Source organism: Halorubrum sp. ARQ200 (genome assembly GCF_005435115.1).
Taxonomy (GTDB): domain Archaea; phylum Halobacteriota; class Halobacteria; order Halobacteriales; family Haloferacaceae; genus Halorubrum; species Halorubrum tropicale.
Window position 1 is genome coordinate 423,267 of record NZ_SGTZ01000001.1, and the last position, 25,426, is coordinate 448,692.

General features: G+C 70.2%; 23 protein-coding genes, 1 tRNA gene and 2 pseudogenes. 13 read left to right on the forward strand and 13 right to left on the reverse strand.

Annotated elements, in window-relative coordinates:
• Positions 1-118: 118 nt before the first annotated feature.
• The 3 genes from EXE50_RS02240 to EXE50_RS02250 all read right to left on the reverse strand — a co-directional run bounded on the left by EXE50_RS02240 (position 119) and on the right by EXE50_RS02250 (position 3,406).
• On the reverse strand, positions 119-847 hold the full coding sequence (locus tag EXE50_RS02240; RefSeq protein WP_137704249.1) for a type 1 glutamine amidotransferase: 729 nt from the start codon (positions 845-847) through the stop codon (positions 119-121).
• A gap of 132 nt (positions 848-979) precedes the next feature.
• Positions 980-1,984, reverse strand: coding sequence for an arsenic resistance protein (locus tag EXE50_RS02245; protein WP_053772026.1), 1,005 nt, complete (start codon positions 1,982-1,984; stop codon positions 980-982).
• Between the two features lie 450 nt (positions 1,985-2,434).
• Positions 2,435-3,406 carry a phosphoadenosine phosphosulfate reductase family protein gene (locus tag EXE50_RS02250; protein WP_121598874.1) on the reverse strand — a complete coding sequence of 324 codons (972 nt, stop codon included), beginning with the start codon at positions 3,404-3,406 and terminating at the stop codon, positions 2,435-2,437.
• Positions 3,407-3,542: 136 nt separating this feature from the next.
• Here EXE50_RS02250 and EXE50_RS02255 point away from each other — a divergent pair, with 136 nt between their 5' ends.
• Positions 3,543-4,886, forward strand: a complete 1,344-nt coding sequence (locus EXE50_RS02255) for an alkaline phosphatase family protein (protein WP_137704250.1) — start codon at positions 3,543-3,545, stop codon at positions 4,884-4,886.
• A 19-nt stretch (positions 4,887-4,905) separates the two neighbouring features.
• Here EXE50_RS02255 and EXE50_RS02260 read toward each other — a convergent pair whose 3' ends face one another.
• Positions 4,906-5,673, reverse strand: coding sequence for a hypothetical protein (locus EXE50_RS02260; protein ID WP_137704251.1), 768 nt, complete (start codon positions 5,671-5,673; stop codon positions 4,906-4,908).
• 24 nt (positions 5,674-5,697) lie between these two features.
• Positions 5,698-6,555, reverse strand: a complete 858-nt coding sequence (locus EXE50_RS02265; protein WP_137704252.1) for a hypothetical protein — start codon at positions 6,553-6,555, stop codon at positions 5,698-5,700.
• An 88-nt stretch (positions 6,556-6,643) separates the two neighbouring features.
• On the opposite strand from EXE50_RS02265, the gene EXE50_RS02270 reads away from it, so the two are divergent.
• Together EXE50_RS02270 and EXE50_RS17610 are read left to right on the forward strand one after the other, a co-directional pair.
• Positions 6,644-7,213: a TIGR04206 family protein gene (locus tag EXE50_RS02270; protein ID WP_137704253.1), complete on the forward strand. Its 570-nt coding sequence runs from the start codon at positions 6,644-6,646 to the stop codon at positions 7,211-7,213.
• A 70-nt stretch (positions 7,214-7,283) separates the two neighbouring features.
• Positions 7,284-7,473 (forward strand): annotated as a pseudogene (locus tag EXE50_RS17610) (ZIP family metal transporter); the annotation flags it as partial.
• Between the two features lie 143 nt (positions 7,474-7,616).
• On the opposite strand, the gene aroC reads toward EXE50_RS17610, so the two are convergent.
• Positions 7,617-8,804 (reverse strand): chorismate synthase, encoded by a 1,188-nt coding sequence (gene aroC, locus EXE50_RS02280; protein WP_137704254.1) that lies wholly within the window; start codon positions 8,802-8,804, stop codon positions 7,617-7,619.
• Positions 8,805-8,963: 159 nt separating this feature from the next.
• The gene (locus EXE50_RS02285) at positions 8,964-10,085 is read right to left on the reverse strand and encodes a S1C family serine protease (protein WP_137704255.1); all 1,122 of its coding nucleotides are present in this window, start codon (positions 10,083-10,085) and stop codon (positions 8,964-8,966) included.
• Positions 10,086-10,211: 126 nt separating this feature from the next.
• Between EXE50_RS02285 and EXE50_RS02290 the strand changes: the two genes are divergently transcribed.
• The 4 genes from EXE50_RS02290 (at position 10,212) to EXE50_RS02305 (ending at position 13,125) form a co-directional block, all read left to right on the forward strand.
• Positions 10,212-10,433: a hypothetical protein gene (locus EXE50_RS02290; RefSeq protein WP_053772016.1), complete on the forward strand. Its 222-nt coding sequence runs from the start codon at positions 10,212-10,214 to the stop codon at positions 10,431-10,433.
• Between the two features lie 87 nt (positions 10,434-10,520).
• Positions 10,521-11,297, forward strand: a complete 777-nt coding sequence (locus EXE50_RS02295; protein WP_137704256.1) for an enoyl-CoA hydratase/isomerase family protein — start codon at positions 10,521-10,523, stop codon at positions 11,295-11,297.
• A gap of 150 nt (positions 11,298-11,447) precedes the next feature.
• Entirely contained in the window at positions 11,448-12,017 is a 570-nt protein-coding gene (hpt, locus tag EXE50_RS02300) for a hypoxanthine/guanine phosphoribosyltransferase (protein ID WP_121598866.1), read from the forward strand.
• A gap of 430 nt (positions 12,018-12,447) precedes the next feature.
• Positions 12,448-13,125 (forward strand): DJ-1/PfpI family protein, encoded by a 678-nt coding sequence (locus EXE50_RS02305; RefSeq protein ID WP_137704257.1) that lies wholly within the window; start codon positions 12,448-12,450, stop codon positions 13,123-13,125.
• A gap of 15 nt (positions 13,126-13,140) precedes the next feature.
• On the opposite strand, the gene EXE50_RS02310 is transcribed toward EXE50_RS02305, so the two are convergent.
• Complete coding sequence (locus EXE50_RS02310; protein ID WP_137704258.1) at positions 13,141-13,440, reverse strand: transcriptional regulator; 300 nt, start codon at positions 13,438-13,440, stop codon at positions 13,141-13,143.
• 152 nt (positions 13,441-13,592) lie between these two features.
• On the opposite strand from EXE50_RS02310, the gene EXE50_RS02315 reads away from it, so the two are divergent.
• Entirely contained in the window at positions 13,593-14,567 is a 975-nt protein-coding gene (locus tag EXE50_RS02315; protein ID WP_137704259.1) for a sugar phosphate nucleotidyltransferase, read from the forward strand.
• 111 nt (positions 14,568-14,678) lie between these two features.
• On the opposite strand, the gene EXE50_RS02320 is transcribed toward EXE50_RS02315, so the two are convergent.
• Both EXE50_RS02320 and EXE50_RS02325 read right to left on the reverse strand, forming a co-directional pair.
• Positions 14,679-14,888, reverse strand: coding sequence for a hypothetical protein (locus EXE50_RS02320; protein WP_053772011.1), 210 nt, complete (start codon positions 14,886-14,888; stop codon positions 14,679-14,681).
• An 83-nt stretch (positions 14,889-14,971) separates the two neighbouring features.
• Positions 14,972-16,438 carry a DHH family phosphoesterase gene (locus tag EXE50_RS02325; protein WP_053772010.1) on the reverse strand — a complete coding sequence of 489 codons (1,467 nt, stop codon included), beginning with the start codon at positions 16,436-16,438 and terminating at the stop codon, positions 14,972-14,974.
• 253 nt (positions 16,439-16,691) lie between these two features.
• Between EXE50_RS02325 and EXE50_RS02330 the strand changes: the two genes are divergently transcribed.
• The 3 genes and pseudogenes from EXE50_RS02330 (at position 16,692) to EXE50_RS02340 (ending at position 18,439) form a co-directional block, all read left to right on the forward strand.
• Positions 16,692-16,765, forward strand: a tRNA-Lys gene (locus EXE50_RS02330).
• 94 nt (positions 16,766-16,859) lie between these two features.
• A pseudogene (locus tag EXE50_RS02335) lies at positions 16,860-17,075 on the forward strand (SDR family NAD(P)-dependent oxidoreductase); the annotation flags it as partial.
• Between the two features lie 65 nt (positions 17,076-17,140).
• Positions 17,141-18,439 (forward strand): MFS transporter, encoded by a 1,299-nt coding sequence (locus tag EXE50_RS02340; protein WP_137704260.1) that lies wholly within the window; start codon positions 17,141-17,143, stop codon positions 18,437-18,439.
• A gap of 36 nt (positions 18,440-18,475) precedes the next feature.
• On the opposite strand, the gene EXE50_RS02345 is transcribed toward EXE50_RS02340, so the two are convergent.
• Both EXE50_RS02345 and EXE50_RS02350 read right to left on the reverse strand, forming a co-directional pair.
• A complete protein-coding gene (locus tag EXE50_RS02345) occupies positions 18,476-19,195 on the reverse strand; it encodes a class I SAM-dependent methyltransferase (protein ID WP_137704261.1) in 720 nt (239 codons plus the stop codon).
• Positions 19,196-19,352: 157 nt separating this feature from the next.
• Entirely contained in the window at positions 19,353-20,525 is a 1,173-nt protein-coding gene (locus EXE50_RS02350; RefSeq protein WP_053772006.1) for an alanine--glyoxylate aminotransferase family protein, read from the reverse strand.
• A gap of 174 nt (positions 20,526-20,699) precedes the next feature.
• On the opposite strand from EXE50_RS02350, the gene EXE50_RS02355 reads away from it, so the two are divergent.
• On the forward strand, positions 20,700-22,235 hold the full coding sequence (locus tag EXE50_RS02355) for a PAS domain-containing sensor histidine kinase (protein WP_053772005.1): 1,536 nt from the start codon (positions 20,700-20,702) through the stop codon (positions 22,233-22,235).
• 63 nt (positions 22,236-22,298) lie between these two features.
• Here the strand turns inward: EXE50_RS02355 and thrS are convergent, their stop codons facing one another.
• Complete coding sequence (gene thrS, locus EXE50_RS02360) at positions 22,299-24,248, reverse strand: threonine--tRNA ligase (RefSeq protein WP_053772004.1); 1,950 nt, start codon at positions 24,246-24,248, stop codon at positions 22,299-22,301.
• A gap of 192 nt (positions 24,249-24,440) precedes the next feature.
• Here thrS and EXE50_RS02365 point away from each other — a divergent pair, with 192 nt between their 5' ends.
• Positions 24,441-25,421, forward strand: coding sequence for a PLP-dependent cysteine synthase family protein (locus EXE50_RS02365; protein WP_137704262.1), 981 nt, complete (start codon positions 24,441-24,443; stop codon positions 25,419-25,421).
• Positions 25,422-25,426 lie beyond the last annotated feature (5 nt).

Genomic DNA, 25,426 nt, shown 5'->3' on the forward strand with positions numbered 1-25,426 from the left:
CGCGGACGATCCTGTCCGGCGCGTCGAACTTAGTAATTTGGAAAGCACACAATACTACACAATCAATATGCCGTACCGCCCGTTCGTCGCGACTCCGGCCCGTCGCGAGGCTCGGCGGTCACCTCGTCCGAGGTGGGATCGAGCCCGGCCGGCGGACCGGCTGGTGGCGTTCGGCGAGGCGCCGGAAGTTCCCGAATATCTGCTTGCTCGTCCGCGCCGCCTCGACGGACTCGTCGGTGATCCCCTCCAGCACGGAACGCTTCCGCTCGTCCGGGAGGTCTTTCCCCTCAGTCACCCAGACCGCGGTCTCGCGGTCGTACTCCGGGTGGAACTGTACTCCGTAGGTGCTCCCGAGGCGGAAGGCCTGAACGCCGAAGCCGTTGCGTGCGAGCGTCGCCGCGCCCGGGGGAAGCTCGGCGACGCGGTCGGAGTGCGTCTCGAAGCTGGTGAACCGCTCCGGGAGTCCCTCGAACAGCGGGTCCTCGCCGAGCCGCACGACCCGCTCGTATCCGAGCTCGTACTCCCCCATGTCGACGACGCGGCCACCCAGCGCCTGCGCGAGGAACTGGTGGCCCCAACAGATGCCGAGCGTCGGGACGTCCGCCAGGTGGACCCGACGGATCCACTCCGTCAGCTCGTGGATCCAGTCGCGATCGTCATACGCCGAGGTCTGCGACCCGCTGATGACGACGCCGTCGAACCGCCAGCCGGACGCCGACACCGAGGGCGGGAACTCCCCTTCGCTCGGCTTGTAGACGGCGACGTCCGCGTCGAGCTCTCGTCGGAGGTTCGACTCCGCAGGGGTGTCGCCGACCGACGCGTCGATCACTGCGAAGGTTGCGCTCATGCGTCTACCGAGGCGCGCTGCGGCCAAATCACTTTGCAGGTAATGTGCTATACACACACTACCGATATCCGCCTGACGAGAGCCGGCAGCGCCCGTTCGGTGCCGAACCGAGGCAGCGAGGCGTCCACCCGGTCAGACGATCTCCGAGATCGCTTCGCGGAGGGACAGCCCTTCGCCGACGACGTCGCGTCGGTAATGCATGTAGACCGCGCCGAGCGGCGGCTGGATGACGTACGCCAGCGCGATCGGTAGCACCGCCCCGGATGGCACCGCGTCCGCGGCGACGACGATCGCCAGCGCGATCGACAGGTTTCGCATGCTGGTCGCGTACACGAGCGCGACGCCGCGCCGCGGGTCGAGCAGCGTCCGTCCGACGGCCGCGGCGACGCCGAGGACCGCCGCGTAAAACACCACCAGCGGGACGACCGTCACTACTGACGCGGCCGGATCCGCGAGGATCTGACCGGACCGCATCGTCATCGCGACGAACACGATCAGCATCACGCCCAACGACGACAGTCCGCCGAACAACGGCTTCAGGCGCTTGAAAACCGCCTTTGAATACCGCCGAAGCAACAGCCACCGAGTGGCCGTCCCGGCGGCCATCGGGACGACCACCACCTGCGCGAGCTGTCGGTACAGCGCCGAGGGGTCGAACCCGACGTCAGCGGGCACGAGCACCGACAGGTACGCCGGGAGGATCACGATCGCCGCCAACAGGTTGACCGCCATCGCGACCAGGGCCGCCTCGAGGTCGCCGTCGGCGAGGCCCGTCCACGCGGCGGTCATTCCCGAGGTCGGTATGAGCGCGATGAAGTACAGTCCGACGGCGTACTCGACGCCGCCGCCGAAGAAGCCCCGCGAGAGGGCGACCGCGAACAGCGGCGCCGCGCCGAAGTTGATCAGCAGGCTTAATCCCACGGGACCGGCGTGGTCGCGGACGTTGAGCACCTCCCGGAGATCGATGTTGATCATCATCGGGTAGATCATCAGGAACAGGATCGGGACGACCGCTGCTCGGAGGACCGACGTCGTCTCCGAGCCCGCGACCTGGCCGACGGCCAGCCCGGCGACCAGCGAGGCGACGACGACGTAGATGAGGTTCTCCTTGAGTCCGGTGAGGAACGGGCGTATCATCTGCTGGACGTGGACGAGTTGTGATGCGCGCGCTTGCCGTGCCGATGCGTTCTCTTCCGTGGGGCGGGCGTTCGATCTGTCATCTCTCGACTGTCCGATCGGCCGGCCGTCGACGTCGCCGACCGGCTTCGGGACGCTATACGCGATATCGTGCGACGCAACCAAAAATGTATGGTCTATACAATCGTGTGACTCACCGTGAGGCCCTCGGTCGGGGTTCCGGCCGCACACTTCGCCGACGAGGGGCACTGAGGCTTATTCATGACGTGTTCGCGACGCCGATATCCGAGATTACGGACGGCGAGAGCAGTGCCTAGTGTACACAATCACGCGTCGGTGACCGCTCGGCGGAACCGTATACGGTCAGTCCGGCTTCAGGATGGGATCGACCCCGAAGTCGCGGCCGAGGAAGGAGTCGTGCGTCGGTCTCCCGCGCGTCGCCCGCTCGCCCTACATGTAACCGAGGTCGCGCAGGCGCTCCATCAGGTCCTCCTTGTCCTGGGCGCGGCCGGCGCGCTCGGTCGTGTCCTCGAGGTTCTGGAGCCACGCGGGCTCCTCGGTCGTCTTCTCGGTCGAGACCTCGCTGCCCAGCGAGCGGAACCCGGCGAAGTACTTCGGCGAGATCGGGATGTCCTCCTGGGTGACGCCCTCGGGGAGGTCGTCGTCGGCCTGCGGGATGTACCCCTCGTCGGGGAACGCCTCGACCGTGTCCGGCACGACGAAGTTCCAGAAGGCGTCCCACACGTCGGCCTCGGCGAACTGGAGGATGGGTTGGATGCGGTCGTGCGGCGGGAAGAGATCAGGATCGTGCCGCGGCGAGAAGAACGTCTCGTCGGCGCGGGCCTCCTGTTCGTCCCAGCGGACGCCGGAGATGACGCCGTCGATGTCGTGCTCCTCTAAGGCGTCGTTGAGCGCGACCGTCTTCAGGAGGTGGTTGCCGACGTAGGTGTCGAGCAGGAAGGGGAACGAGTCCTCCTCGAACTCCAGGATCTCCCGGATGTGGTGCTGGTTGTGCTCCGAGAGCGCGTCGACGGGGATGTCGTCGCCCGGCTCCAACCCGTGCTCGTCGACGTAGGCGCCCACGTCCTCGTTGCGGGCGTACACGAGGTCGATATCCCACTGGTCGGCCCAGTGTTCGACGAAGTCGGTGATGTCGTCGAAGTGCTGGAAGTGGTCGATGAACACCGCGGTCGGCTTCTCGTAGCCGTACTCCTCGGCGACCTGGTTGATGAAGTACAGCGTCAGCGTGGAGTCCTTCCCGCCCGTCCACATCACCGCGGGGTTGTCGTACTGTTCGAGCCCGCGGCGAGTGACCTCGACCGCCTTCTCGATTTTGTGCTGGATCGACGGGTAGTCGCCCGGGCTCTCGCCCTCGCCGTCGGTGTAGTCGACGTCGACGCTCGCCGGGAAGTCGTCGCTCATACGCCGTAGCAGTCGCCGCCGAGACCAATATGCTTTCTGAATCGGGGTCGCCCGCGAGTCGGTCCCGCGGTCGGCGGCCGCCGCCGCGGTCCCGCGGAACACAAGGGATATGCCGGCCGCCCCGGAACCGTCGCCCATGGGTCTGTTCGACCGGCTCCGCGGCGACGACGACGAGCGCGTCGTCTTCCTCGGGATCGACGGCGTACCGCTTGACCTCGTCGAGGACCACCCCGACGTCTTCGAGAACCTGACCGACATCGCCGAGACCGGTTCCGGGGGGCGCTTGGAGAGCATCGTCCCGCCGGAGTCGAGCGCGTGCTGGCCGAGCCTCACGACCGGGAAGAACCCCGGCGCGACGGGGGTTTACGGCTTTCAGGACCGCGAGGTCGACTCCTACGAGACGTACGTCCCGCTCGGGCGCCACGTGAAGGCGACCCGGCTGTGGGACCGCGTCACGGACGCCGGGCGCGACGCGACCGTCCTCAACGTCCCGGTCACGTTCCCGCCGTCGACGCGGGTCCAGCGGATGGTCTCCGGGTTCCTCTCGCCCGACCTGGAGTCGGCCGCGAGCGACGACGAGGTGCGCGAGACGCTCGACGGGTTCGACTACCGGATCGACGTGAACGCCAAGCTCGGCCACGACGACGACAAGACCGAGTTCATCGAGAACGCGCACGCCACGCTGGACGCCCGCTACGACGCCTTCTCCCACTACCTCGACCGAGACGACTGGGACCTCTTCTTCGGCGTGTTCATGAGCACGGACCGCGTGAACCACTTCCTGTTCGGCGACTACGCCACCGACGGCGAGTACAAAGAGGAGTTCCTGGCGTTCTACCGCGAGCTCGACGGCTACATCGGCGAGATCCGCGACTCGCTCGACGACGACACCACCCTGATCGTCGCCTCCGACCACGGGTTCACCCGACTGGAGTGGGAGGTGAACTGTAACCAGTTCCTCGCCGACGAGGGGTGGCTCTCGTACGCCGCCGACGACCACGACGCGCTCACCGACATCGACGACGAGACGCGAGCGTACTCGCTTATCCCCGGGCGCTTCTACCTCAACCTGGAGGGCCGCGAGCCCAACGGCGTCGTCCCCGAGTCCGAGTACGAGGCGACCCGCGAGGAGCTCATCGACGACCTCGAATCGCTCACCGGCCCCGACGGCCGACAGGTGTGCCGCCGGATCGTGAAAGGCGAGACCGTCTTCGACGGCGACCACGACGGTATCGCGCCCGACCTCGTCGTCATCCCCGCGGACGGGTTCGACCTCAAGTCCGGCTTCTCCGGCAAGGAGGCCGTCTTCACCGAAGGCCCGCGCAACGGGATGCACAAGTTCGAGAACTCGCTGCTGTACTCGACCGACCCCGACCTCGACCTGTCCGACGCGAACCTCTTCGACGTGACGCCGACCGTCCTCGACCTGCTGGACGTCGAGGCCGACGCCGAGTTCGACGGCGAGAGCCTGCTGAGCTGACGGCGCTCGCTGCCGCGCGTTACTTCCCCGCCGTCGGCCGCGAACAGCGCAGACAGAGGATCCCGGTCCCCGCCCAGTTCACGTGGGTCGACCCGCAGTGCGGGCACTGGTGGGTGTCGTTGTTGTACTCGGTCGTCCCCCGGGGCGCGGCGAGGTGGCCGTCGTCGACCGCGCGCTCGACCAGTCCGGGAAACCGCTGCTTCTTGAACCGGGCGCGGTGCGCGAGGAACTCGCCCGGTCGGCTCGGGTCGCTCCCGTGGAGGTCCTCCCACTTGATCGCTATCTCGCCGTCCGCCTGCCCCCGCGCGACCTGTTTGACCGTCGCGGCCGCGGCCTCGAAGAGCGGGGTCGTCGCGAGCGCCTGCGGGGAGTCGACCGCGTCGCCCGCGGCCGCGTACCGCTCGGCCGCGTCGTCGTAGGCCGCTTCGGCGCCGTCGAGGCCGCCCGCGACCCGGAAGTCGGCCACGAACTCCGCGAGGCAGGCCGTCTGTCCCGGCTCGTCGAGGACCGTCTCGAAGTCGCGGGCCGCGGCGAGCCCCTCGACCGCGCGCTGGGTCGCGCGCCCGTCGCGGCCCGCGACGCGGTACGCGACCGTCGCCGCGAGCAGCTGCTGGAGCCCCTGCCCGATCCATCCCTTCTCGTCCGGTTCGAACGGGTCGCGATCGGGGCGCGGGTCGGCCAGGACGCGTCGCCCCCCGCGAGTATACCGGTTCCCGGCGCGCTCGTACTCGCGGCCCGCCAGCGCGTCGACCGCCGCGTCGTGGTGTCCGCCGTCGTTCGTGTTCACACGCGCGATACGGGCGGGGACGGGTTACGCCTGACGCCCCGGCGCGGGCGTCCGCTCCGCGAGGGCCCGGTAGAACGCCACGGAGTAGGTCGTCCACAGCGCGCCGAGGAGGCCGGTGACCGCGACCACGCCGACTCCGACGCCGACGGTCCCCAGCGTGCCGAGTTCGACGCTCGGCAGCCACGCCGGGGCCGTGTCTATCGCGGGCGGCGGCGCGAGCGTCAGCGACGCGGCGGCGACGAGGAGGCCGAACGGCGCGCCGACGGCGGCGAGGATGACCGTGTACGGGATCGCGGCCCCGAGGTTCGACCGCACGAGCCGGACGCTACGGCGGAACGCGGCGACGAGTTCGGCGTCCTCGACGACGACTGCGTGCGCGTAGAACTGGAGGAAGAACGTGACGAGCAGGTACGCGCCGAACAGGCCGACGACGATTATTCCGAGCACCGCGACGAGCGTGACGTCCTCGGCGGGGATCCGAACGAACCCGGCGGGCCCGCCCACGACGCTCCCTGCGACGCCGAGGACGATCCCGACGACGAAGAGGAACCCGAACGCGAGGCTCACGCCCACCAGCGCGAGGTACGCGACGAGCAGCGGCAGGTAGTGGTCGCGGCCCGCGGCGACGAGCGTCGCGACGCCCGTCCGACCGTCGAGCGCCTCGTCCGCCATGGCGAGCAGGCCGCCCTGGAAGAAGGGGACGACGAGGATCAGCACGCCGAACGTCAGCGCGGAGACCGCGGCCGCGAGCCCGGGGCTCGCGGTCGGCCGCACGATGAGGTCGGGGAACTGCGCGAGCGCGAACAGCGCCGAGACGGCGACGAGGACGGGATTCCTCGCGACGCCGCCGACGGCCGGTCGGATCGAGCGGAGGGCTGGCATTGACGCTCTTTGTCGCGGAGGACGGTAAAAGCCTCTCTGCGCCCGCGAGGTCCCGACCATACTTACTCCCGGGCGCCGAACCCGTCGTATGGAGAGCCCGGACGGCGCTACCCGCTCGGCGTCGGACTCGATGTCGGGGACCGCCTCGCGACCGGAGCCAGAGTCGTCGTCGCCGCAGACCAGCGGTCTGGTCGAGTGGCTCCTCGTCGCCGCGCTGCTCGCGGTCCCGATGGCGGTCGTCCCCGGCGGCGACGGCGGCCCGACGCTGGTGAGCCTCTGGGGGTTCGTCACGCTCGGCGGCGACGGCGGCGGGATCGGCGGCTACCCGGTGTGGGCGTACTTCCTCGACCAGCCGCGCCCGTTCGCGACGCTCCCCCCGTCGATCCGGGCGTGGCCGCTCGCGCTCGGGTTCCACCTGCTCGCGGCCGGGAGCGCCACGAGCGGGGTCGCGCTCGGCCGCGAGGACCGCCGGGTCACGGGGGGCCTCCTCGTGCTCGCGGCGGCCGCGACGCTGTGGGTCGCGGCGGGGCTGGGCGTGCGCTTCGGCGTCGGGACGACCGCCGGGTGGTTCTCGGTCCTCCCCGCGAGCGCGGTGGCGACGCTTCTCGTCGCGGGCTGGGCGTACGGCGGCGACCTCCGCGGGATCGTAGTCCGATAGCGGGTCGGGCCGACAGGGCGCGTCGGCTCGGCCGCCCATTCCTGTTTCTCCGAGCGCGGAACCGACGCCTATGACGACGCTGCCGCCCCTCGTGAGCCGTCAGCACCGCCGCGGGGCTCGCGACGGGACTGGGCGCGCTGCCCGTCTTCTTCCGGTCCCGCGTCACGAATCGGGTGTACGACGCGGCGCTCGGCCTCGCCGCGGGGCCGATGGTCGCCGCCAGCGCCTTCGGACCGGTCATTCACGGGGTAGAGGTGGGGCACGCTCAGCGGGGAGGATCGTTTTCTGTAACTACGCGCGCCTCTGCGAGCACATCGACGAGGACGACCTGGTCGCGGGGGACGACCGCGAGTGGTCGCCGGGGGAATAGGCGGGCCGGTCCGCGGAGCGGGCCGATCGCTCGTTATTCGTTGCGCGGACTGCTCGGGTGGTAGTCGGTGTCGTACTGTCCCGGGTTCCCGTCGACGCGGTCGGGGTTGATCCGACCGCCGAGCAGCATGAAGTCGAGGACGGTACAGTACAGCATCGCCTCGACGACGGGGACCGCCCGCGGCGGGAGGACCGGGTCGTGGCGGCCGACGACCTGGATCTCCTTCTCCTCGCCCGTCTCCCAGTCGGCGGAGCGCTGCTTCTTCGGGATCGAGGTGGGCGCGTGCCACGTCGCCTCGCCGTAGATCGGCTCGCCGGTCGTGATCCCGCCCTGGAGGCCGCCGTGGTCGTTCCCCTCGGGGACGGGGTCGCCCTCGTCGCTCTCGACGTGATCGAACGACTCGCCGTCGTCGAAGGTCCAGTCCTCGTTGCGCTCGCTGCCGGCGACGTGGTTCGCGTCCTTCCCGAGCCCGTACTCGACGCCGGTCGTGGCGGGAATGGAGAACATCGCCTGCCCGAGCCGCGCGGGGAAGCTGTCGAACCGCGGGGCGCCGAGCCCGCGCGGGACGCCGCGGCACTCGAAGTAGATCGACCCGCCGATCGAGTCGCCCTGCTCTTGGTACTCCTCGATCAGCTCCTGCATCTCGGCGGCCGCCTCGGGGTCGGCACAGCGCACGTCGTTCTCCTCGCTGCGTTCGAGCAGCTGTTCGAAGCTCACCGGGTCGGCCTCCACGTCGCCGATGCGGTTGACGTGGGCCTTGATCTCCACGTCGTGCTCCGAGGCGTCGAGGACCTGCTCCGCGACGGCGCCGGCCGCGACCCAGTTCACCGTCTCCCGGGCCGAGGAACGCCCGCCGCCGCCCCAGTTGCGCGTGCCGAACTTCGCCGAGTAGGTGTAGTCGCCGTGCGAGGGCCGGGGGGCCGTGACGTACGGCTCGTACTTCCCCGAGCGCGCGTCCTTGTTCTGGATCACCATGCCGATTGGCGTGCCGGTCGTGTACCCGTCCTGAACGCCGGAGTTGACGACGACCTCGTCGGGCTCGCCGCGCGAGGTGGTGATCATCGACTGACCCGGCTTGCGCCGGTCGAGCTGCGCCTGGATGGCCTCCTCGTCGAGTTCGACGCCCGCCGGCACGCCGGAGACGGTGACGCCCATCGCGTCGCCGTGGCTCTCGCCGTAGGTCGTCAGCTGGAAGAGTCGACCGAACCGGTTCCCGTTCATACCGGTACGTGTGGCCGGGGGCATATAGGGGTTGCAATCCGCGCAACGGGTGACGACCGGGCGCACGCACCCAAATTCAGCTTTCCGCTGAGGTTGCTCGCCGAGCGTCACGGCTCGGGCCGCTCGCCGAGCGTCACGGCTCGGGCCGCTCGCCGAGCGTCACGGCTCGGGCCGCTCGCCGAGCGTCACGTCGAGGGTCTCCTCGCTACCGTCGCGCACCACGGTGACGGCGACCGTGTCGCCGGGGTCCGTCTCCAGGGCGAGGTACCGCGAGAGGTCGGGGTTGTCCGCGATCTCGGTCCCGTCGAGCGCGACGATCACGTCGCCGCCGGTCGGCACCGTCGCGCCGTCGACAGTCGCCTCCCCGTCCGTGCCGCGGAGGACGCCGTCGGCGGGGCCGTCGGCGACGACGCCGGCGACGTAGACGCCGCTGGCGTCCGGGAGGTCGTTGCCGGCCGCGAGCAGCGGATCGACCCGAACGACGCTCACGCCCATGAACGAGTGGTCGTAGCTCCCGGTCTCGATGAGCGCCGGGACCACCTCGTTCACGAGCCGCGCGGAGACGCCGAAGCCGATGTTATCGCCCCGCGTCGCGGTCGCGACGCCGACGACCGTGCCGTCGAGAGTGACGATCGGCCCCCCGCTGTTGCCGGGGTTCAGCGCGGCGTCGGTCTGGATCGCGTCCGCGATCGAGAAGCGGCCGGGCGCCGTCGACGCCGGAATCGTCCGGTTACGCCCGCTGACGATTCCCTGGGTCGCCGACCCCGACAGGCCGAGCGGCGCGCCGACGACGAGGACCCGGGTGCCGACCGGCGGGAGGTCGGTCGCGACCGGGAGCGGGTCCCCGGGGAGCCCCGCGTCGAGTTCGACGACCGCGAGGTCGCTGTACGGGTCGCGACCGACGACGGTCGCGTTCACCCACGTCTCGTCGGTCGCCTGAACGCGGATCGTGTCGGGATCGCCGATCACGTGGTCGTTCGTCACCAGGTGCGTCTCGTCGTAGAGAAACCCGGAGCCCTGTCCCGCGGCGCCGCCCTCCCCCGGCCCGAAGACGGTCTCCCGGCTCTCGACGTACGTCTGGACGCGCGCGACCGACGGGACGACGGCCTCGTACACGTCGACGTAGTCGGGGTCGTCGGCGGTCACCGGCGGCTCGATCTGCTGTTTCCCTCGCGGAGCGTCGTCGTCGGTCGCCCCGCCGATCGCGCCGAGACAGCCGGCGGTCGACGCGCCGGCGATCGCCGCCCCGACCCCGAGGACCTCGCGTCGGGTTCGTTTCATACCATCCGGTAGGAGCCGCGCTCGATTAAGCGATCGGCCGCCGAGGCCTCGACGCCGCGACCGAGTCCCCCCGCGGTCCGGTCCGGGACCGATGGGGGTATGTAACGGGATCCCGTTGGTGAGAGCGTGCGCGACCGCCTCACCTCCGACCTCGGCGTGTACGCCCTCTCCGGGCTGTTCTCGCTCGTCGTCTTCGTGCTCGCGCTCGGCGTCCTCTCGCGGACGCTCCCCGGCGGGCTCGCGAGCCGCCAGCTCGGCGGCCTGATCCTCGGTTACCTCCTGTTCGTCGGCGTGTACACGACGGCGTGGTTCATCTACACCGGGATCGACAGCCGCGAAGAGGTCTAACGGGGGGTCGTCGCTCGCAAACGCCGGTTCCGGAACCGCGGATCCGGCTGCCGAACCGTTTTCACGCCGCCCCGCGACGGGGGCCGTATGAGCCGGGACACCATCTCCTTCGACGTCGACGACCGCGGGGTCGCGACGGTCACCGTCGACCGACCGGAACAGCTCAACGCGCTCACCGTCGAGACGCTCGAAGCGATCGAGGACGCGCTGGACGAGGCGGCCGACCGCGACGCGCGCGCCCTCGTGATCGCCGGCGCGGGCGACGAGGCGTTCGTCGCGGGCGCCGACATCTCCTCCATGGTCGAGATGTCGACGCCGGAGGCGCAGGCGTACGCCGAGCTCGGCCACCGCGTCGCGGACGCGATCGAGTCGTTCCCGGCGCCGACGGTCGCCGCGGTCGACGGATACGCCTTCGGCGGCGGCTGCGAGCTCGCGCTTGCCTGCGACCTCCGGGTCGCGGCCGAGAGCGCGGTCCTCGGGCAGACGGAGATCGACCTCGGGATCATCCCGGGCTGGGGCGGCACGCAGCGCCTCCCGGCCCTCGTCGGCGACGAGGTCGCGCGGCGGCTGATCTTCCTCGGCGAGCGCATCGACGCGGCCGAGGCGGCCGAGGTCGGCTTCGTCGGCGAGGTCGTCGCCGACGAGGACTTCGACGACCGGATCGACGAGCTGACCGGCGAGCTGGCGGCGAAGCCCGCGACCGCGCTGCGCGCCGCGAAGGAGGCGCTGAACGCGGCCGGGGACGGCGCCGCGGCGACCGGCCACGCCCTCGAACGCCGGGCGTGGGCCGGCCTGTTCGGCACCCACGACCAGCGCGAGGGGATGCGGGCGTTCCTAGAGAAACGGGAGCCGGAGTTCGAGTAGACAGTTCCGGCGGACGCGAGTCTGTTGCGGCGACGTTCATGTCGATCGACAGTTCGCGTACGAACGTTCGGGCGCCGCACTCCGTGCCATCGTCTCCCACCGCGATCCCGTAACCGCCACGCTTTATTAATCCGCCCGAGTACCCGCGACATGGACCAGTTGCGGCAGTCGCTCCTCGACGCGCCGATCATCGAGAAAGGCGAGTACCAGTACTTCGTCCACCCGATCAGCGACGGCGTCCCGATGCTCGAACCGGAGCTGCTTCGGGAGATCGTCATCCGGATCATCCGGAAGGCTGAGCTCGAGAACGTCGACAAGATCGTCACCCCCGCGGCGATGGGGATCCACATCTCGACCGCGCTCTCGCTGATGACCGACATCCCCCTCGTGGTCATCCGGAAGCGCCAGTACGGCCTCGACGGCGAGGTCCCGCTGTTCCAGGAGACCGGCTACTCCGAGTCGGAGATGTACATCAACGACGTCGAGGAGGGCGACCGCGTGCTCGTGCTCGACGACGTGCTCTCGACGGGCGGCACGATGAAGGCCATCCTCGACGCGCTCACCGACGAGGTCGGCGCCGACGTCGTCGACGTGGTCGCCGTGATCAAGAAGGCCGGCCCGAACGAACTCGACGACACCGACTACAACGTGAAAACGCTGATCAACGTGACCGTCGAGGACGGCGAGGTCGTGATCGTCGACGCGCAGGGCGACGAATAAGCCGTCCGCAGCGGAACCGCGGTGAAACCCGCAAATTTTCTGATTAGCCGCTTATAAATAGTCGACTACGCAGCGGCGACGAACTCCTCCAAAGCCCCAGCCGTGAAGACTCGCGCGGCTCGTTGCGCGCCTCGCTCGGTCGCTCGCGTTGCTCGCTCCGTCGCTGCGGTGCTTACTGCGCCGTGCTTCGTCCTCACGGCTGCCCCTTTGAGTCCCGCCCCGTACCGCACCCTCACGCCTCCCCAGCCTCGCGGCTCCCGTCGCTTCGCTCCGGTCGCCGCGTCCCTCGCACGCGCACCTCGCGCCCTACCGGGCCCTCGGCGGCGCGCGCCGACCGCATCGCTGCGGCCGTTTATAAATTCGGCGCCGTCCTTCATCGCTGCCGGGCGCGGGCGCCTTTTGTGTCGGGGGTGTCAACGGGAGCGTACACATGACCAGCGCGTTGTTCGTCGTGAGCGAAGAGGGGTACTGGGCCGAGGAGTGTATCGAGCCGCTGACGACGCTCGAAAGCGAGGGCGTCGACGTGACGGTCGCGACGCCGTCCGGATCGCCGCCGGTCGTCGACGAGCGGTCGCTCGACCCGGAGGCCGCTGGCGGCGAGGAACGCGTCGCGGAGCTTCGCGAGGTCGACGAGAGCCACCCCGAACTCAACGATCCGGAGCCGATCGCGACGGTCGAGGCCGACGGCTACGACGCGGTCGTCTTCCCCGGCGGGCACGGCACCGTCTGGGACGTGAACCAGGACCGCCACGCCCGCCAGCTCCTGCTCGACGCGGTCGCGGGCGACCACGGCGTCGCCCTCGTCGTCTGTCACGCGGTCGGCATCCTCGGGTTCACCCGCGAGGCCGACGGGACGCCGCTCGTCGAGGGCCGCTCGGTGACCGGCTTCCCGAACGCGTGGGAGAAGGACATCGTCGACGAGGACGACGTGCTGCCGGACGGCCGGAAGCTCCCGTACTGGGTCGAAGACGAGGTCGTCCTCGCCGGCGCCGACTGGGACGCCGAACTCGACGCCGACACGAGCGTGACGGTCGACGGCGACCTGATCACCGCGCGCGGCCCGGGCTCTTCGGCCGACGCGGCGACGACGCTGCTGGACGAGCTGTAAGCCGCGCGAGCCTCCCTACCGGATCACGAACGCCGGCTCCTCGATCCGCTCGCTCCTACACTCGGGACACCGCGACGGCTCGTTGACCGGGTCGTCGAAGCCGTCGAAGCCGCACTCGCGGCAGGTCGGCGGCGCGACGAGGAACTCCACGTCCGCGTCGCCGCCGCCGGCGTTCCCCTCTCGGACCGACCGCGAGACGTGGTCGAGGTGTTCGTACACGGTCGGCGTCGGCAGCGACAGCGTCTCGGCGAGGTCGCTCGCCGTCCGCGGCTCCTCCCGGAGCGCGTCGGCGATCCGCTGGCGGGTCGTCTCCATGGGCGAACGTCGAGGGCGACGCGCAAAACGGTCCGGGATCGGAGCGCGAGCGCTCGGAGGCGAGTCAGCGGGCGCACGGCGTCGACACCCCCGGGCGAATCGGAGACGACTCGGGCACAAGAGGTATGTCACCGGGGTGAGACGGAGCGGGTATGAAAGCCGTCGTACTCGCGGGTGGCTACGCGACCAGGCTCTGGCCGATCACCGAACACCGGCCGAAGATGTTCCTGCCGGTGGGCGAGAACACCGTCATCGACGAGATATTCGAGGACTTAGAGGCCGACGATAGGGTCGACGAGGTGTTCGTCTCGACCAACGAGCGCTTCGCCGACACCTTCGCCGAGTACCTCGCCGACAGCCCGTTCGAGAAGCCGACGCTGTCGGTCGAAGAGACCGTCGAGGAGGACGAGAAGTTCGGCGTGGTGGGGGCGCTCGAACAGCTCGTCGACCGCGAGGGCGTCGACGACGACCTGATCGTCGTCGCCGGCGACAACATGATCAGCTTCGACATCGCCGACTTCGCCGACTTCTTCGAGGACAAGGGGACGCCGACGCTCGCGGCCTACGACGTGGGCGACCGCGAGCGCGCGAAGTCGTACGGGCTCGTCCAGCTGGACGGCGACGAGGTGGTCGACTTCCAGGAGAAGCCAGCGGACCCGCAGTCGACGCTGGTCTCCATCGCCTGCTACGCGTTCCCCGCGGAGACGCTCCCGAAGCTCACCACCTACCTCGACGACGACAACAACCCGGACGAGCCGGGGTGGTTCCTCCAGTGGCTCCAGCGGCGCGGCGCGGTCCACGCGTTCACCTTCGACGGCGCGTGGTTCGACATCGGCACCGCCGACTCCTACCTCGACGCGGTCGAGTACGCGCTCGACGGCGGAACGCTCGTCGCCGACGACGCGACCGTCGAGGGGAGCGACCTCGGCGGCGTGGTCCACGTCATGTCGGGCGCGACGGTGACCGACTCGACGCTCGACCGCGCGGTCGTCTTCGAGGACGCGACGATCGCCGACTCCGAGGTCCGCAACACCGTGATCGACACGGGCGCCACCCTGGAGGGCGTCGCCCTCTCGGGCGCGCTGATCGGTTCATACACCTCGATCACCGAAGGCGACGACTTCTGAGCGCGTCGCGACCGCCGGGGGCGCCCTGCGCCCTCGCGGTCAGTCGCCGTCAGCCGGTGTCAGCCGCCGTTCGTTCCCCTCTCAGCTAGCCACCGCCCTGCTCACTCGCGGTCAATCGCCGTCCGTCCCGGCCTGCGCGTGCGTGTGGTGATAGCAGTCGAACGCGGGCTCGTCGCCGTCGGTCGCGGGGTAGAAACAAACCCGCTGGTAGCGCTCGTTGTCGAGCAGGTTCGCCACGAACCCGCCGGTGTGACGGGAGACCGAGTCGTACTGGTCGCCGCAGGCGGGACAGTCCGGCGGCGGGTCCTCGGGAACGTACATGCGGCGTAGCGTTCGTAGGTACGGGGCCGAGCCGGAAAACGACCCCGCCGAGGCGCGGGTGCGATCCGCCCCGAGTCGGCAGGTCAGGACCCGTTCGAGCCGTCGCCGCTGCCGCCCTCGACGCCGAGCGCGTCGAACAGCTTCCGGCGGACCGCCTCCTCGGTGAGGTGGAGGAGCGTGTCGCGGTTCTCGCCGCTCGCCTCGATGCCGGTGAAGATGCCGAGCGGGATCTCTAACGAGCCCTGCGTCGAGTGGCCCGCTGCGTCGCCCATCTCCGAGAACGCCTCGTCGAGGACGTTGCCGATGTTCAGCCGGATGTCCTTCGAGCGGGCCGCGAGGTAGATCTTCTCGTCGGCGATGCCCAGCACGGCCGTCGTCGTGATCCCCTCCAAGTTGAGGAGGTGCTGGGCCGCCTGCGCGAGCGCCTCGCGGTCGCGGATGAACCCGGCCGTCGAGAAGAGGTGGCTCCCCTGGACCTCGCGGTTCTGGATCGCCTCCGCGAGCACGTCCAGCGTCTCCGGGCTCATCGACGGCGACTCCACCTGTTCGAGGGTGTCGTGGTTCGCGAACGGGTGGAGGTACGCGGCCGCGGTCAGGTCGGCCGGCGTCGTGTCGCGCTTGAAGTCGAGCGTCTCGGCGCGGATCCCGTACAGCAGCGCGGTCGCGACCGCCTCCGAGGGCGACTGGTCGAACTCCTGGAGGTACTTCGTGAGGATCGTCGACGTCGAGGAGACGTTGGTGCGCACGTCGACGAACCGCGCGTCGAACGGCACCTCCGACTCCAGGTGGTCGAGGTAGATGTCGACGGACACGTCGAGGTCGAGGTCCTCGGCCGCGGCCTTCGCGAGGTCGACGGCCGCGACGGTCGCGTACTCCGAGAGCGCCGGCGCCTCGCCGCGGGCGAGCAGGTCGATGCCGAGGAGGTTGACGAACGCGCGGTTCTCCTGGTGGCCCACGTCGCCGGAGTAGATGATGTCGGCGTCGACGCCGAACGCCTCGGCGACGGCTTGGAGCGCGGTGGCGGACGCGATCGAGTCCGGCTCGGGGTTGTCGTGGGTGAGGATCGCCATGCGGTCGCCCCCGTCCTCGATGATCTCCGCGAGCTGACGCGCCATGTACTCCAGCTCGCCGGTCTCCAGCGACTGGAGCGCGCTGTCGGCGATCACCGTCGAGGGGTTGATCACCACGTCCGCGCCGCGCTCGCGCAGCTCGTCCTCGCTGACGGGGTCCGACGCCCGGACGACGACGTAGTGGTCGCCGCCAGTCTCCCTGACCGCGGAGACCGCGGCCTTGTTCGCCTCCACGTCGCTCGCGAGGACCAGGACGATGTCCCGGTCGCCGAGCTCGTCGACGACGTCCGGCTCGACGATGTCTTGGACGCGCGCGTTGAGGTCCTGATCGCGGAGCGCCTCGACGCGGCTCTCGTCGCGGTCGAGGATGAGGACGTCCTTCCCGCGCTCGGTCAGTTCCTCAGCGACTGCGTGACCGACGCTTCCACAGCCGAGGATGGCGTATCGGGTCCGCGCGGATCCGGATGCCCCACTACTCATTGGAGGGATTTCCGCGGCACGACACTTAACGAGTGCGCTCTCACCGTCCGCGCGGGGTTCGTCTGTGCGCCCCGAACGTGTGACCGACCGGGCTCCCCGCGCCGTCGTCTCCGTCGAGTCGACCGCCCTCGGCATTCCGATCGGTCGGCCCGAGCGCACGCGAGTCGACGCCGCTCTCGCCTTCCGGATCCGAGCCGTCCGACCGTCGTCGAATGAAAAGGTCTTTTAACTCGACAGCGGTACAATTCGGTGAGGGCCGGTAGCTCAGTTAGGGAGAGCGACGGACTCTTAATCCGTCGGTCGCGTGTTCAAATCGCGCCCGGCCCGTATCCTGAACCGCAGAGCGACGGCGACGCGGTGACTCGCCTCGACGCGGCGTTGTATGTCCGCGCTCTCCGATCGCAGACCCATGACGGACCTTGACGGCGCGGCGGCGGTCTCGGTGGTCAACCCCTCCGCGGTGCGGACCGAGTTCGGAAGCGAGGAGGGCGAGCCGTTCGGAGAGCGCTTCGAGCCCGGCAGCGTCACCGAACCCGAGGAGGCCGCGGAGGCCATCGCGTTCGCGGCGTCGCGCCCGGGCTCGTCGGCCCACGAGATCGACCTCTACCGCCGGGACAAGTACGCCGACACGATGTGAGCGGGGCGGGTCGGCGCGGCGTTTCGAATCGTAACCCATTTTGAACCGGTCGGCGCGGATCCGGTGTGAGCAACGCGGGCGCGAACGACGGGGCGAAGCGATCGCAGTTCTGGGCGCTCTACCTCACCCGGTTCGCCGAGGGGTTCGGGTTCATCACGCTCCTGACGCTGCTGCCGACGTACATCAACGCCCTGGACCCGCAGGCGACGACGGTGTTGGGAGTCACGCTCTCCGCCGGCTTCGTCATCGGGATGTACACCACCGGGTTCACGCTCGCGCAGACGGTCGCCGTGGTTCCGCTCGCGTGGGCGGGCGACCGGTTCGACAAGCGGCTCGTGCTGCTCGGCGTCCTCGGCGTCGGCGCGGGCGTGTACGCCCTCTTCCCGCTCGTCGACACCTCGGGCACGTTCATCCTCGTCCGCGCGCTTCAGGGGCTCGTCGTCACCGGCGCGGGGCTGATGACGCTCTCGCTCGTCGGCCAGATCGCCGGCGCCGGGACGCGGGCCGACAAGATCGGCAAGGCGAACGCCGCCTCGTTCGGGGCCTCGATACTGGGATCGCTCGGTGCGGGCGCCGTCTACGACGCCGTCGGCTTCGGGCCGGTGTTCGCGATCATCGCGGCGCTGATGATCGCCGCGTGGCTCGTCACGTGGGGGGTCCTCGACCCGGACCCCACGCGGGTCGGGGGGTTCCCGTTCAGCGACCTCGCGGTGAACCGGAGGATCCTGACCATCTCGACGTTCCGCGCGCAGTACGCCTTCGCCGTGACGATGGTACGGACGTGGGTCCCCATCTACGCCGGGACCGAACTGGCTGCCGGGGGGCTCGCGGTCGGCGCGACCGCGGTCGCGGTGACCGTCACCGCCGAGAAGGCGACCAACATGGTCGGCCAGCTGTTCACCGGCCGGCTCTCCGACGCCTACGGGCGGTCGCTGTTCGTCTTCGCCGGCGGCGGGGCCTACGGCGCGGTCGCGGTCGCGATCCCCTTCTCCGCGGCCGTCGGGAGCGCGCTCGGCGCGGGCGTGACGGTGCCGATTCTCGGCGAGCTTCCGCCGGCGTACCTCCCGCTGGTCGCCTTCTCCGGGCTGCTCGGCGTCGCGGACTCCTTCCGCGAGCCCGCCAGCATGGCGCTGTTCGCCGACGAGGGGACCGACGACGGCGGCGTCGCCTCCAGCTTCGGCATCCGCGAACTGGTGTGGCGGCCGGGCTCCGTGGCCGGGCCGCTCATCGCCGGCTGGCTGATGGTCGAGGTGAGCATGGGGTCGGTCTTCTACGTCGGCGGCGCCTTCGCGATCACCGGCGTCGTAGCGTTCCTCGGGATCCTCGCCGCCGATCACGGCCGCGCGGCGCTGACCGCGTGGTAGCGGCCGCGCTCGCGAGGCGAGCGCGACGCCGGTCGACTACCGCTTCCGGAGCGCGGCGCGATAGCGGGGCCCCTCGCCCGATCCCGAGCGGTCGACCGCCTCGACCGCCCACCCGGTCCCGATCGCCGCCTCGCGGAGTCGGTCCGGCGAGAAGAGGGTGAAGCGGAGCGTCGGGTCCCGCTCGCCGTCGTACGCGAACCACATGACGCGGCCCGCGAGCCCGGGCGTCGGGTCCTCGCGGTAGCCGAGGAGGTCGGCGGCGCCCGGATGGTCGGGGTCGTAGCAGTCGACGACCGCGGTCGCGTCCGGCGTCGTCACGAACGCGAGGTCGCCGAGGAACGCGGAGGGCCCGCGCATCGACCCCGCCAGTCCGATCTGTGTCCCTATCGCGAGCGCCGAGGCGAACCGGTCGCGCTCGAACGCCTCCCGGAGGGCGAACATGTCGGCCTCGCGGGCGTCGACGACGCCGCGCTCGCGCATCGTCTCGACGAGCGCCGGGCTGGACTCGACGGCGACGGTCTCGAACCGCTCCTGAAACCGCAGCGCGTGGCGGCCCGCCCCGGCGCCGAGGTCGACCAGCGGCCCGCTGAGCCGCGACGCGAGCCACGGCCCCGCGTCGCTCTCCCGGTCGAACCCGGTGAGGTAGAACGCCTCGATCGGGTGCTCGCGCGTCTCCTCGCCGTCTCCCTGCCGGAGCGGCTCAGTCCGCTCGCCTCGGTGGTGGTCCCGGATCGCGCGTCCGAAGGCGTCGGTCACGGCGGCACGGTCGGCTCCCCGGAAAAAAAAGCGAGCGGGAACGGCGGTATCGGTTCGCACGGGGGCGACCGGGTCCGTCTCGACTGGGTCGGCCGCTCGCCCAGATTCGTCCCGACGGGGTCGGCTGCGCGGCCGGGCCGCGCACCCGGACCGCGGTTCAGGCCTCGTGTCCCCGCGCCGCCAGCGCGTCCTCTAACGCGGCGAGGACGTACTCGACGTTCTTCGGGCGAGCGGAGTAGCCCATACAGCCGATCCGCCAGATGTCGCCCTCCAAGTCGCCGAGGCCCGAGGCGATCTCCAGGTCGTACTCGTCGAGGAGGTGGTCGATGACCGCACCGTCGTCGACGCCGTCCGGCACCCGCACCGCGTTGAGGCTCGGGAGCCAGTACTCCTCGGGGGCGTTCATCTCCAGGCCGAGGTCCTGGAGGCCCGCCTTCAGGTCGCCGGCGACCTCGCGGTGGCGGGCCCACCGCGACTCGATCCCCTCCTCGGCGACGAGGCGCAGCGCCTCGCGGAGCGCGTACACGTTCGTGATCGGCGCGGTGTGGTGGTACGAGCGGTCGTCGCCCCAGTACCCCTCCAGGAGGGAGAGGTCGAGGTACCACGAGCGAGGGCGCTCGTCGCGGTCGAGCACCTTGTCCATCGCGCGGTCGTTGAGCGTGAGCGGGCTCGCGCCGGGCGGACACGAGAGGCACTTCTGCGGCCCGGAGTAGGCCGCGTCGACGCCCCACTCGTCGACGCGCATCTCCACGCCGCCGAGCGACGTGACGCAGTCGGCGATCACCAGGGCGTCGTGGGCGTGCGCGATGTCGGTCAGCTCGGGGACGCTCGGCTGGAGGACGCCCGTCGAGGTCTCCGCGTGGACGAAGCCGAACACGTCCGGCTGGTGCTCGTCGAACGCGCGCTCGACGTCGACGGGGTCGAGCGGCTCGCCCCAGGGAGCCGACACCTCGACGACCTCGCCGCCCGCGCGCTCGGCCATCGACTTCATCCGGCCGCCGAAGTAGCCGTTGGTCGGGACGAGCATGGTGTCGCCCGGCTCGACGAGGTTGCCGACCGCGGCCTCCATCGACGCCGACCCCGTCCCCGAGACGGGGATCGTCCACTGGTTGTCCGTTCGGAACGTGTAGCGCAACAGCTCCTGGACCTCGTCCATTATCTCGACGAACGAGGGGTCGAGGTGGCCGACCAGCGGCGTGCTCATGGCGTTCAGGACGCGCGGGTGGACGTCGCTCGGTCCGGGCCCCATCAGCGTGCGGTCCGGCGGCGTCAGCTCTCCGACTTCGGGCGCTCGGTCGTCGACGCCGGGCTCGGCTTGCTGGTTCGACATACGTCACCTCCGGACGAGCGAACGCAAAAAGCCGACGGAAGGGGCGACCCCGTGCCTCGTCACACGCTCTGTGCGCCGCCGCGCGCCGCCGAGTCGACGGGTCGGAACGGCGCCCAGCCGCGTCCTGTCCGGAATCCACCCTAACTTAACCGTCCGCGACACGTGCGCCGTGACATGAGCGACGGCGCGGGCGAGTCGGCGTCGAACAAGGACCTCCGGACGGTCCTCGACCGGATGTCGGACGGGTTCTTCACCCTCGACGGCGACTGGCGGATCGTGTTCGCGAACGGCCGGGGCAGGGAGGTCCTCCGGTCCGCGATGAGCGACGACGCCGTCGGCCCGGACGGCTCCGTCGAGGGCGCGCACCTCTGGGACTCGATCCCCGAGTCGAGGGAGACCGTGTTCTACGACCAGTACCGCCGCGCCATGGAGACACAGGAGCCGGTCTCGTTCGACTCCTACTACGAGCCGCTCGACACGTGGTTCAACGCGCGTGCGTTCCCGTCGGACGAGGGGCTCTCCGTCTACCTCCACGACGTCACCGAGCGACGCGAACTGGAGCGGCGCCAGGAGGAGAGCCTCCGCGCGATGCAGCGGCTGTACGCGGTGTCCTCCGACCAGGACCGCACGTTCGAGGAGAAGGTCGCGGAGATACTGACGATCGGCCGCGAGTACCTCGACGTGCCGAACGGCTTTCTCACGCGTATCGAGGACGACACCCAGCACGTCGAAGTCTCGCACGCCACTCACCCCCTGTTACAGCCCGGCGAGACGTGTCCGCTCGACGAGGCGTACTGTAAGCGGACGCTCGAACGCGACCGGCTCCTGACGATCGTCGACGCCTCGGCGGAGGGATGGGCCGGCGACCCCGCGTACGAAACGTTCGGGCTGGAGACGTACGTCGGCGGCCGCGTCGAGGTCGAGAACGAGCGGTTCGGCACGCTCTGCTTCGCCGACACGAACGCGCGCGAAGAGCCGTTCACCGACTCCCAGCGGACGTTCGTGGAGCTGCTGACGCGGTGGGTGAGCTACGAGCTGGAGCGGCGGCGCGCGGCCGAGCGGCTGGCGAGCGAGCGCGACCGGCTCGACGAGTTCGCGAGCGTCGTGAGCCACGACTTGCGGAACCCGCTGACGACCGCCCGCGGGCGGATGGAGCTCCTCGCCGACGACTGCGAGAGCGAACACGTCGAGCCCGTTCGGCGCGCCCTCTCGCGGATGGACACGCTCATCGAGAACGTCCTCACCCTGTCGCGCGAGGGCGGCGGCGTCGACGAGTTGACCCGCGTGGACCTCGCCGCCCTCGCCGCGGACGCCTGGGAGACGGCCGACACCCGGGGCGGGACGCTCCGCGTCGCGAGCGACGGCTACGCCCTCCGCGCCGACGAGCAGCGGCTCAGGCAACTCCTCGAGAACCTGTTTCGGAACGCCGCGGAACACGGGGCCGCGGCGCGGGAGTCCGGCGCTGTCGCGGTCGAGGTCGGCCCCCTCTCCGACGGCGACGGGTTCTACGTGGCCGACGACGGCCCGGGGATCCCGGCGGGGGACCGGGACCGCGTGTTCGAGTCCGGGTACACGACGACGAGCGACGGCACCGGGTTCGGGCTCGACATCGTCTCGCAGATCGCGGACGGACACGGCTGGACGGTCAGCGTGACCGAGTCGGCCGACGGCGGGGCGCGGTTCGAGTTCGCCGGCGTCGACCTGATCTGACGGTCGGCGCGCCGCGAGGGGCGCGCGGCGTCGCCCGTCACCGACCGACGCTCGGCTCCGCCGTCACTCGTCGTCGACGAAGTCGGGTTCCGTCCGCTTCTCGTCGCGCTCGGCGACGAGGTGGTCGACGAAGTCGTCGAGGTCGACGTCGCCGCGCTGATTCTCGAAGCGGTCGCGCACCGACACCGTCCCCGCCTCTCGCTCGTCGTCGCCGACGATGACCATGTACGGGAGCCGGTCGTCGTGGCCCGCGCGGATCTTCCGGCCGACCGTCCAGTCGCGGTCCTCGACCTCGACGCGGAAGCCGGCGTCCTCCAGCTCGTTCTTCACGCGGTGGGCGTAGCCGAGCGTCTCGTCGGAGACGGGGAGGATCCGGACCTGCTCGGGCGCCAGCCACAGCGGGAAGTTCCCGTCGAAGTGCTCGATGAGGACCATGAAGAAGCGCTCGTAGCTGCCGTACAGCGCGCGGTGGATCATCACGGGCTGGTGGTCCTCGTTGTCTTCGCCCGTGTAGGTGAGGTCGAAGCGGTCGGGCATGTTGAAGTCGAGCTGGACGGTCGGGCCGTCCCAGACGCGGCCAAGGGCGTCCTCGAAGCCGAAGTCGATCTTCGGGCCGTAGAAGGCGCCGTCGCCGGGCTCGACGTCGTAGTCGTACCCGCCCGATTCGAGCACGTCGCGGAGCTGCTCCTCGGCGGACTCCCAGATATCGTCGCCGCCGACCGACTTGTCGGGGCGGGTCGCCAGCGCGACCTCGACCTCCAGGTCGAGCGTCTCGACGACCTCGAAGATCATCTCGATCACCGACTCGATCTCCCCCCGGATCTGGTCCGGCCGGACGAACAGGTGGCCGTCGTCGATGGTGAACGACCAGACCCGCGAGAGCCCCGACAGCTCGCCGCGCTGCTCTTTCCGATACACCTTCCCGTTCTCGAAGTAGCGCTGCGGGAGGTCGCGGTACGACCAGTTCTGCTGGTCGAAGATGGTCGCGTGGCCCGGGCAGTTCATCGGCTTCAGGCCGTACTCCTCGTCGTTGACGTCGAGGAGGAACATGTCGTCCTTGTAGTTCTCGTAGTGGCCCGACTGCTTCCACAGCTCCGTCCGGAACACGTGCGGGGTCTCGACCTCCTCGTAGCCGTGGTCGCGGTTGAGCTCGTTCGCGAAGTCCGACAGCTCGCGGAGCACGGTCTTCCCCGGCGGGTGGTACAGCGGGAGGCCCGGCCCGGTCACCGTCGGGATCGAGAAGAGGTTCATTTCCTGGCCGATCTTCCGGTGGTCGCGCTCCTGGGCCTGCTCGCGGAGTTCGAGGTACTCCTCGAGGTCGGACTCGCTCGCGAAGGCGGTGCCGTACACGCGCGTCAGCGAGTCGTTCTCCTCGTCGCCGCGCCAGTAGGCCGCCGACACCTCCAACAGCGTCGCGGCGCCGATCTCGCCGGTCGACTCGACGTGGGGGCCCTGACAGAGGTCCTCCCAGTCGTCTTGGACGTAGAAGGTGACCTCCTCGCCGTCGGCCTCCTCGTCTAAGATCTGTCGCTTGTACTCGTTGTCGGCGTAGGTCTCCTTCGCCGCCTCGCGCGACCGGACCTCGCGTTCGATGTCGTAGTCCGCCGCGATTATCTCCTCCATCTCCTCTTCGATGGCGGCCAGGTCGTCCTCGTCGACGTCGACGTCGGTCACGTCGTAGTAGAAGCCGTCGTCGGTCGGCGGGCCGATCGTCAGCGTCGCCTCCGGGTGGAGCCGCTGGAGCGCCTGCGCGAACACGTGGGCCGCGGAGTGGCGCAACACCGTGAGGTACTCGTCCGACTGGTCGGTGACGATCTCGATCCGCGCGCCGTCGTGGACCTCCGCGTACTTTTCGACGAGTTCGCCGTCGATCTTCCCCGCGACGGTGTCGCGACCGAGCCCGGGGCCGATCTCGAAGGCGACGTCCTCGACTGTCGACCCCGCCGGAACGGTCAGCTCTGATCCGTCCGGCAGGACGACCGTCACCTCGGCCTCCGCATCGGTCTCGCTCATACAGGTCGGAGCCGGACGACCGGCATAAGTGTGTTCGATCCGCGGCGGGGCGTCGCACGGTCGCGGGCCGCGACGCGCGAACCCGTTCGGTCGCGCCGCGCCGCTCTCGGCAAAGACTGCCCTCGCCGCGGAGCCCCGGAACCGGACGGACCGATGGCAACACACAAATCCCGCGGCAACGTTTGCCGGGCTATGACGGACCATCGGGAGCCCCTGTCGTCGGTGCTGGAGACGATCGGGGAGACGCCGCTCGTCGACGTCCACGACGCGCCGGACGCGGTTCCGGTGTACGCCAAGCTGGAGTCGTTCAACCCCGGCGCGAGCGTCAAGGACCGCATCGGGAAGTACATGCTCGAACGCATGCTGGAGCGCGGCGACGTGGGTGAGGGCGGCACCGTCGTCGAGCCGACCGCCGGCAACACCGGCATCGGGCTCGCCGTCGCGGCCGGACAGCTCGACCTGAACGCCGTCTTCGTCGTCCCCGAGCGCTTCTCGGTCGAGAAGCAGCAGCTCATGCGCGCGCTCGGCGCCGAGGTCGTGAACACGCCGAGCGAGGAGGGCATGGGCCTGGCGATCGACCGCGCCCACCAGATCGCCGATGAGCTCGACGACGCCGTCGTCCCCCAGCAGTTCTCGAACCCGCTCAACGTCGAGGCCCACTACGAGACGACCGCGCCGGAGATCGACGCGGCGCTCGACGGCGAGGTCGGCGCCGTCGTCGCCGGCTGCGGCACCGGCGGGACGCTGATGGGCCTCGCCGAGTACTTCCGCGAGCGCGACCCGGACACCTACGTCGTCGCCGTCGAGCCCGCCGGGTCCGCCTACCGCGAGTTCCTCGGCGAAGACGTGGAACACGAGGAGTACAAGACCGAGGGGATCGGCACCCACGACATCGACCGCAACGAGCTGTTCGATCCGGAGATCGTCGACGACATCGTCGCGGTCCCCGACCGCGAGGTCCACGAGGAGATGGCCCGGCTCGCGACCGAGGAGGGACAGCTCGTCGCCTCGTCGGCCGCCGCGAACGCGATCGCGGCGAAGCGGGTCGCCCGCGACATCCGCGACGGCGCGATCGACGCCCCGCACGACGCGGTCGCCACGATATTCTGCGACTCCTCCGAGCGCTACCTCTCGAAGGGCGTCTACCGGTCGTTCGAGGAGTGGGAGGGGTGAGCGGC

Bases quoted from the DNA above. Each gene is read 5' to 3' on its own strand.
- EXE50_RS02240 (WP_137704249.1), bottom strand. From the start codon at position 847: ATGAGCGCAACCTTCGCAGTGATCGACGCGTCGGTCGGCGACACCCCT.
- EXE50_RS02245 (WP_053772026.1), bottom strand. From the start codon at position 1,984: ATGATACGCCCGTTCCTCACCGGACTCAAGGAGAACCTCATCTACGTC.
- EXE50_RS02250 (WP_121598874.1), bottom strand. From the start codon at position 3,406: ATGAGCGACGACTTCCCGGCGAGCGTCGACGTCGACTACACCGACGGC.
- EXE50_RS02255 (WP_137704250.1), top strand. From the start codon at position 3,543: ATGGGTCTGTTCGACCGGCTCCGCGGCGACGACGACGAGCGCGTCGTC.
- EXE50_RS02265 (WP_137704252.1), bottom strand. From the start codon at position 6,555: ATGCCAGCCCTCCGCTCGATCCGACCGGCCGTCGGCGGCGTCGCGAGG.
- EXE50_RS02270 (WP_137704253.1), top strand. From the start codon at position 6,644: ATGGAGAGCCCGGACGGCGCTACCCGCTCGGCGTCGGACTCGATGTCG.
- aroC (WP_137704254.1), bottom strand. From the start codon at position 8,804: ATGAACGGGAACCGGTTCGGTCGACTCTTCCAGCTGACGACCTACGGC.
- EXE50_RS02285 (WP_137704255.1), bottom strand. From the start codon at position 10,085: ATGAAACGAACCCGACGCGAGGTCCTCGGGGTCGGGGCGGCGATCGCC.
- EXE50_RS02295 (WP_137704256.1), top strand. From the start codon at position 10,521: ATGAGCCGGGACACCATCTCCTTCGACGTCGACGACCGCGGGGTCGCG.
- hpt (WP_121598866.1), top strand. From the start codon at position 11,448: ATGGACCAGTTGCGGCAGTCGCTCCTCGACGCGCCGATCATCGAGAAA.
- EXE50_RS02305 (WP_137704257.1), top strand. From the start codon at position 12,448: ATGACCAGCGCGTTGTTCGTCGTGAGCGAAGAGGGGTACTGGGCCGAG.
- EXE50_RS02310 (WP_137704258.1), bottom strand. From the start codon at position 13,440: ATGGAGACGACCCGCCAGCGGATCGCCGACGCGCTCCGGGAGGAGCCG.
- EXE50_RS02315 (WP_137704259.1), top strand. From the start codon at position 13,593: ATGAAAGCCGTCGTACTCGCGGGTGGCTACGCGACCAGGCTCTGGCCG.
- EXE50_RS02320 (WP_053772011.1), bottom strand. From the start codon at position 14,888: ATGTACGTTCCCGAGGACCCGCCGCCGGACTGTCCCGCCTGCGGCGAC.
- EXE50_RS02325 (WP_053772010.1), bottom strand. From the start codon at position 16,438: ATGAGTAGTGGGGCATCCGGATCCGCGCGGACCCGATACGCCATCCTC.
- EXE50_RS02350 (WP_053772006.1), bottom strand. From the start codon at position 20,525: ATGTCGAACCAGCAAGCCGAGCCCGGCGTCGACGACCGAGCGCCCGAA.
- EXE50_RS02355 (WP_053772005.1), top strand. From the start codon at position 20,700: ATGAGCGACGGCGCGGGCGAGTCGGCGTCGAACAAGGACCTCCGGACG.
- thrS (WP_053772004.1), bottom strand. From the start codon at position 24,248: ATGAGCGAGACCGATGCGGAGGCCGAGGTGACGGTCGTCCTGCCGGAC.
- EXE50_RS02365 (WP_137704262.1), top strand. From the start codon at position 24,441: ATGACGGACCATCGGGAGCCCCTGTCGTCGGTGCTGGAGACGATCGGG.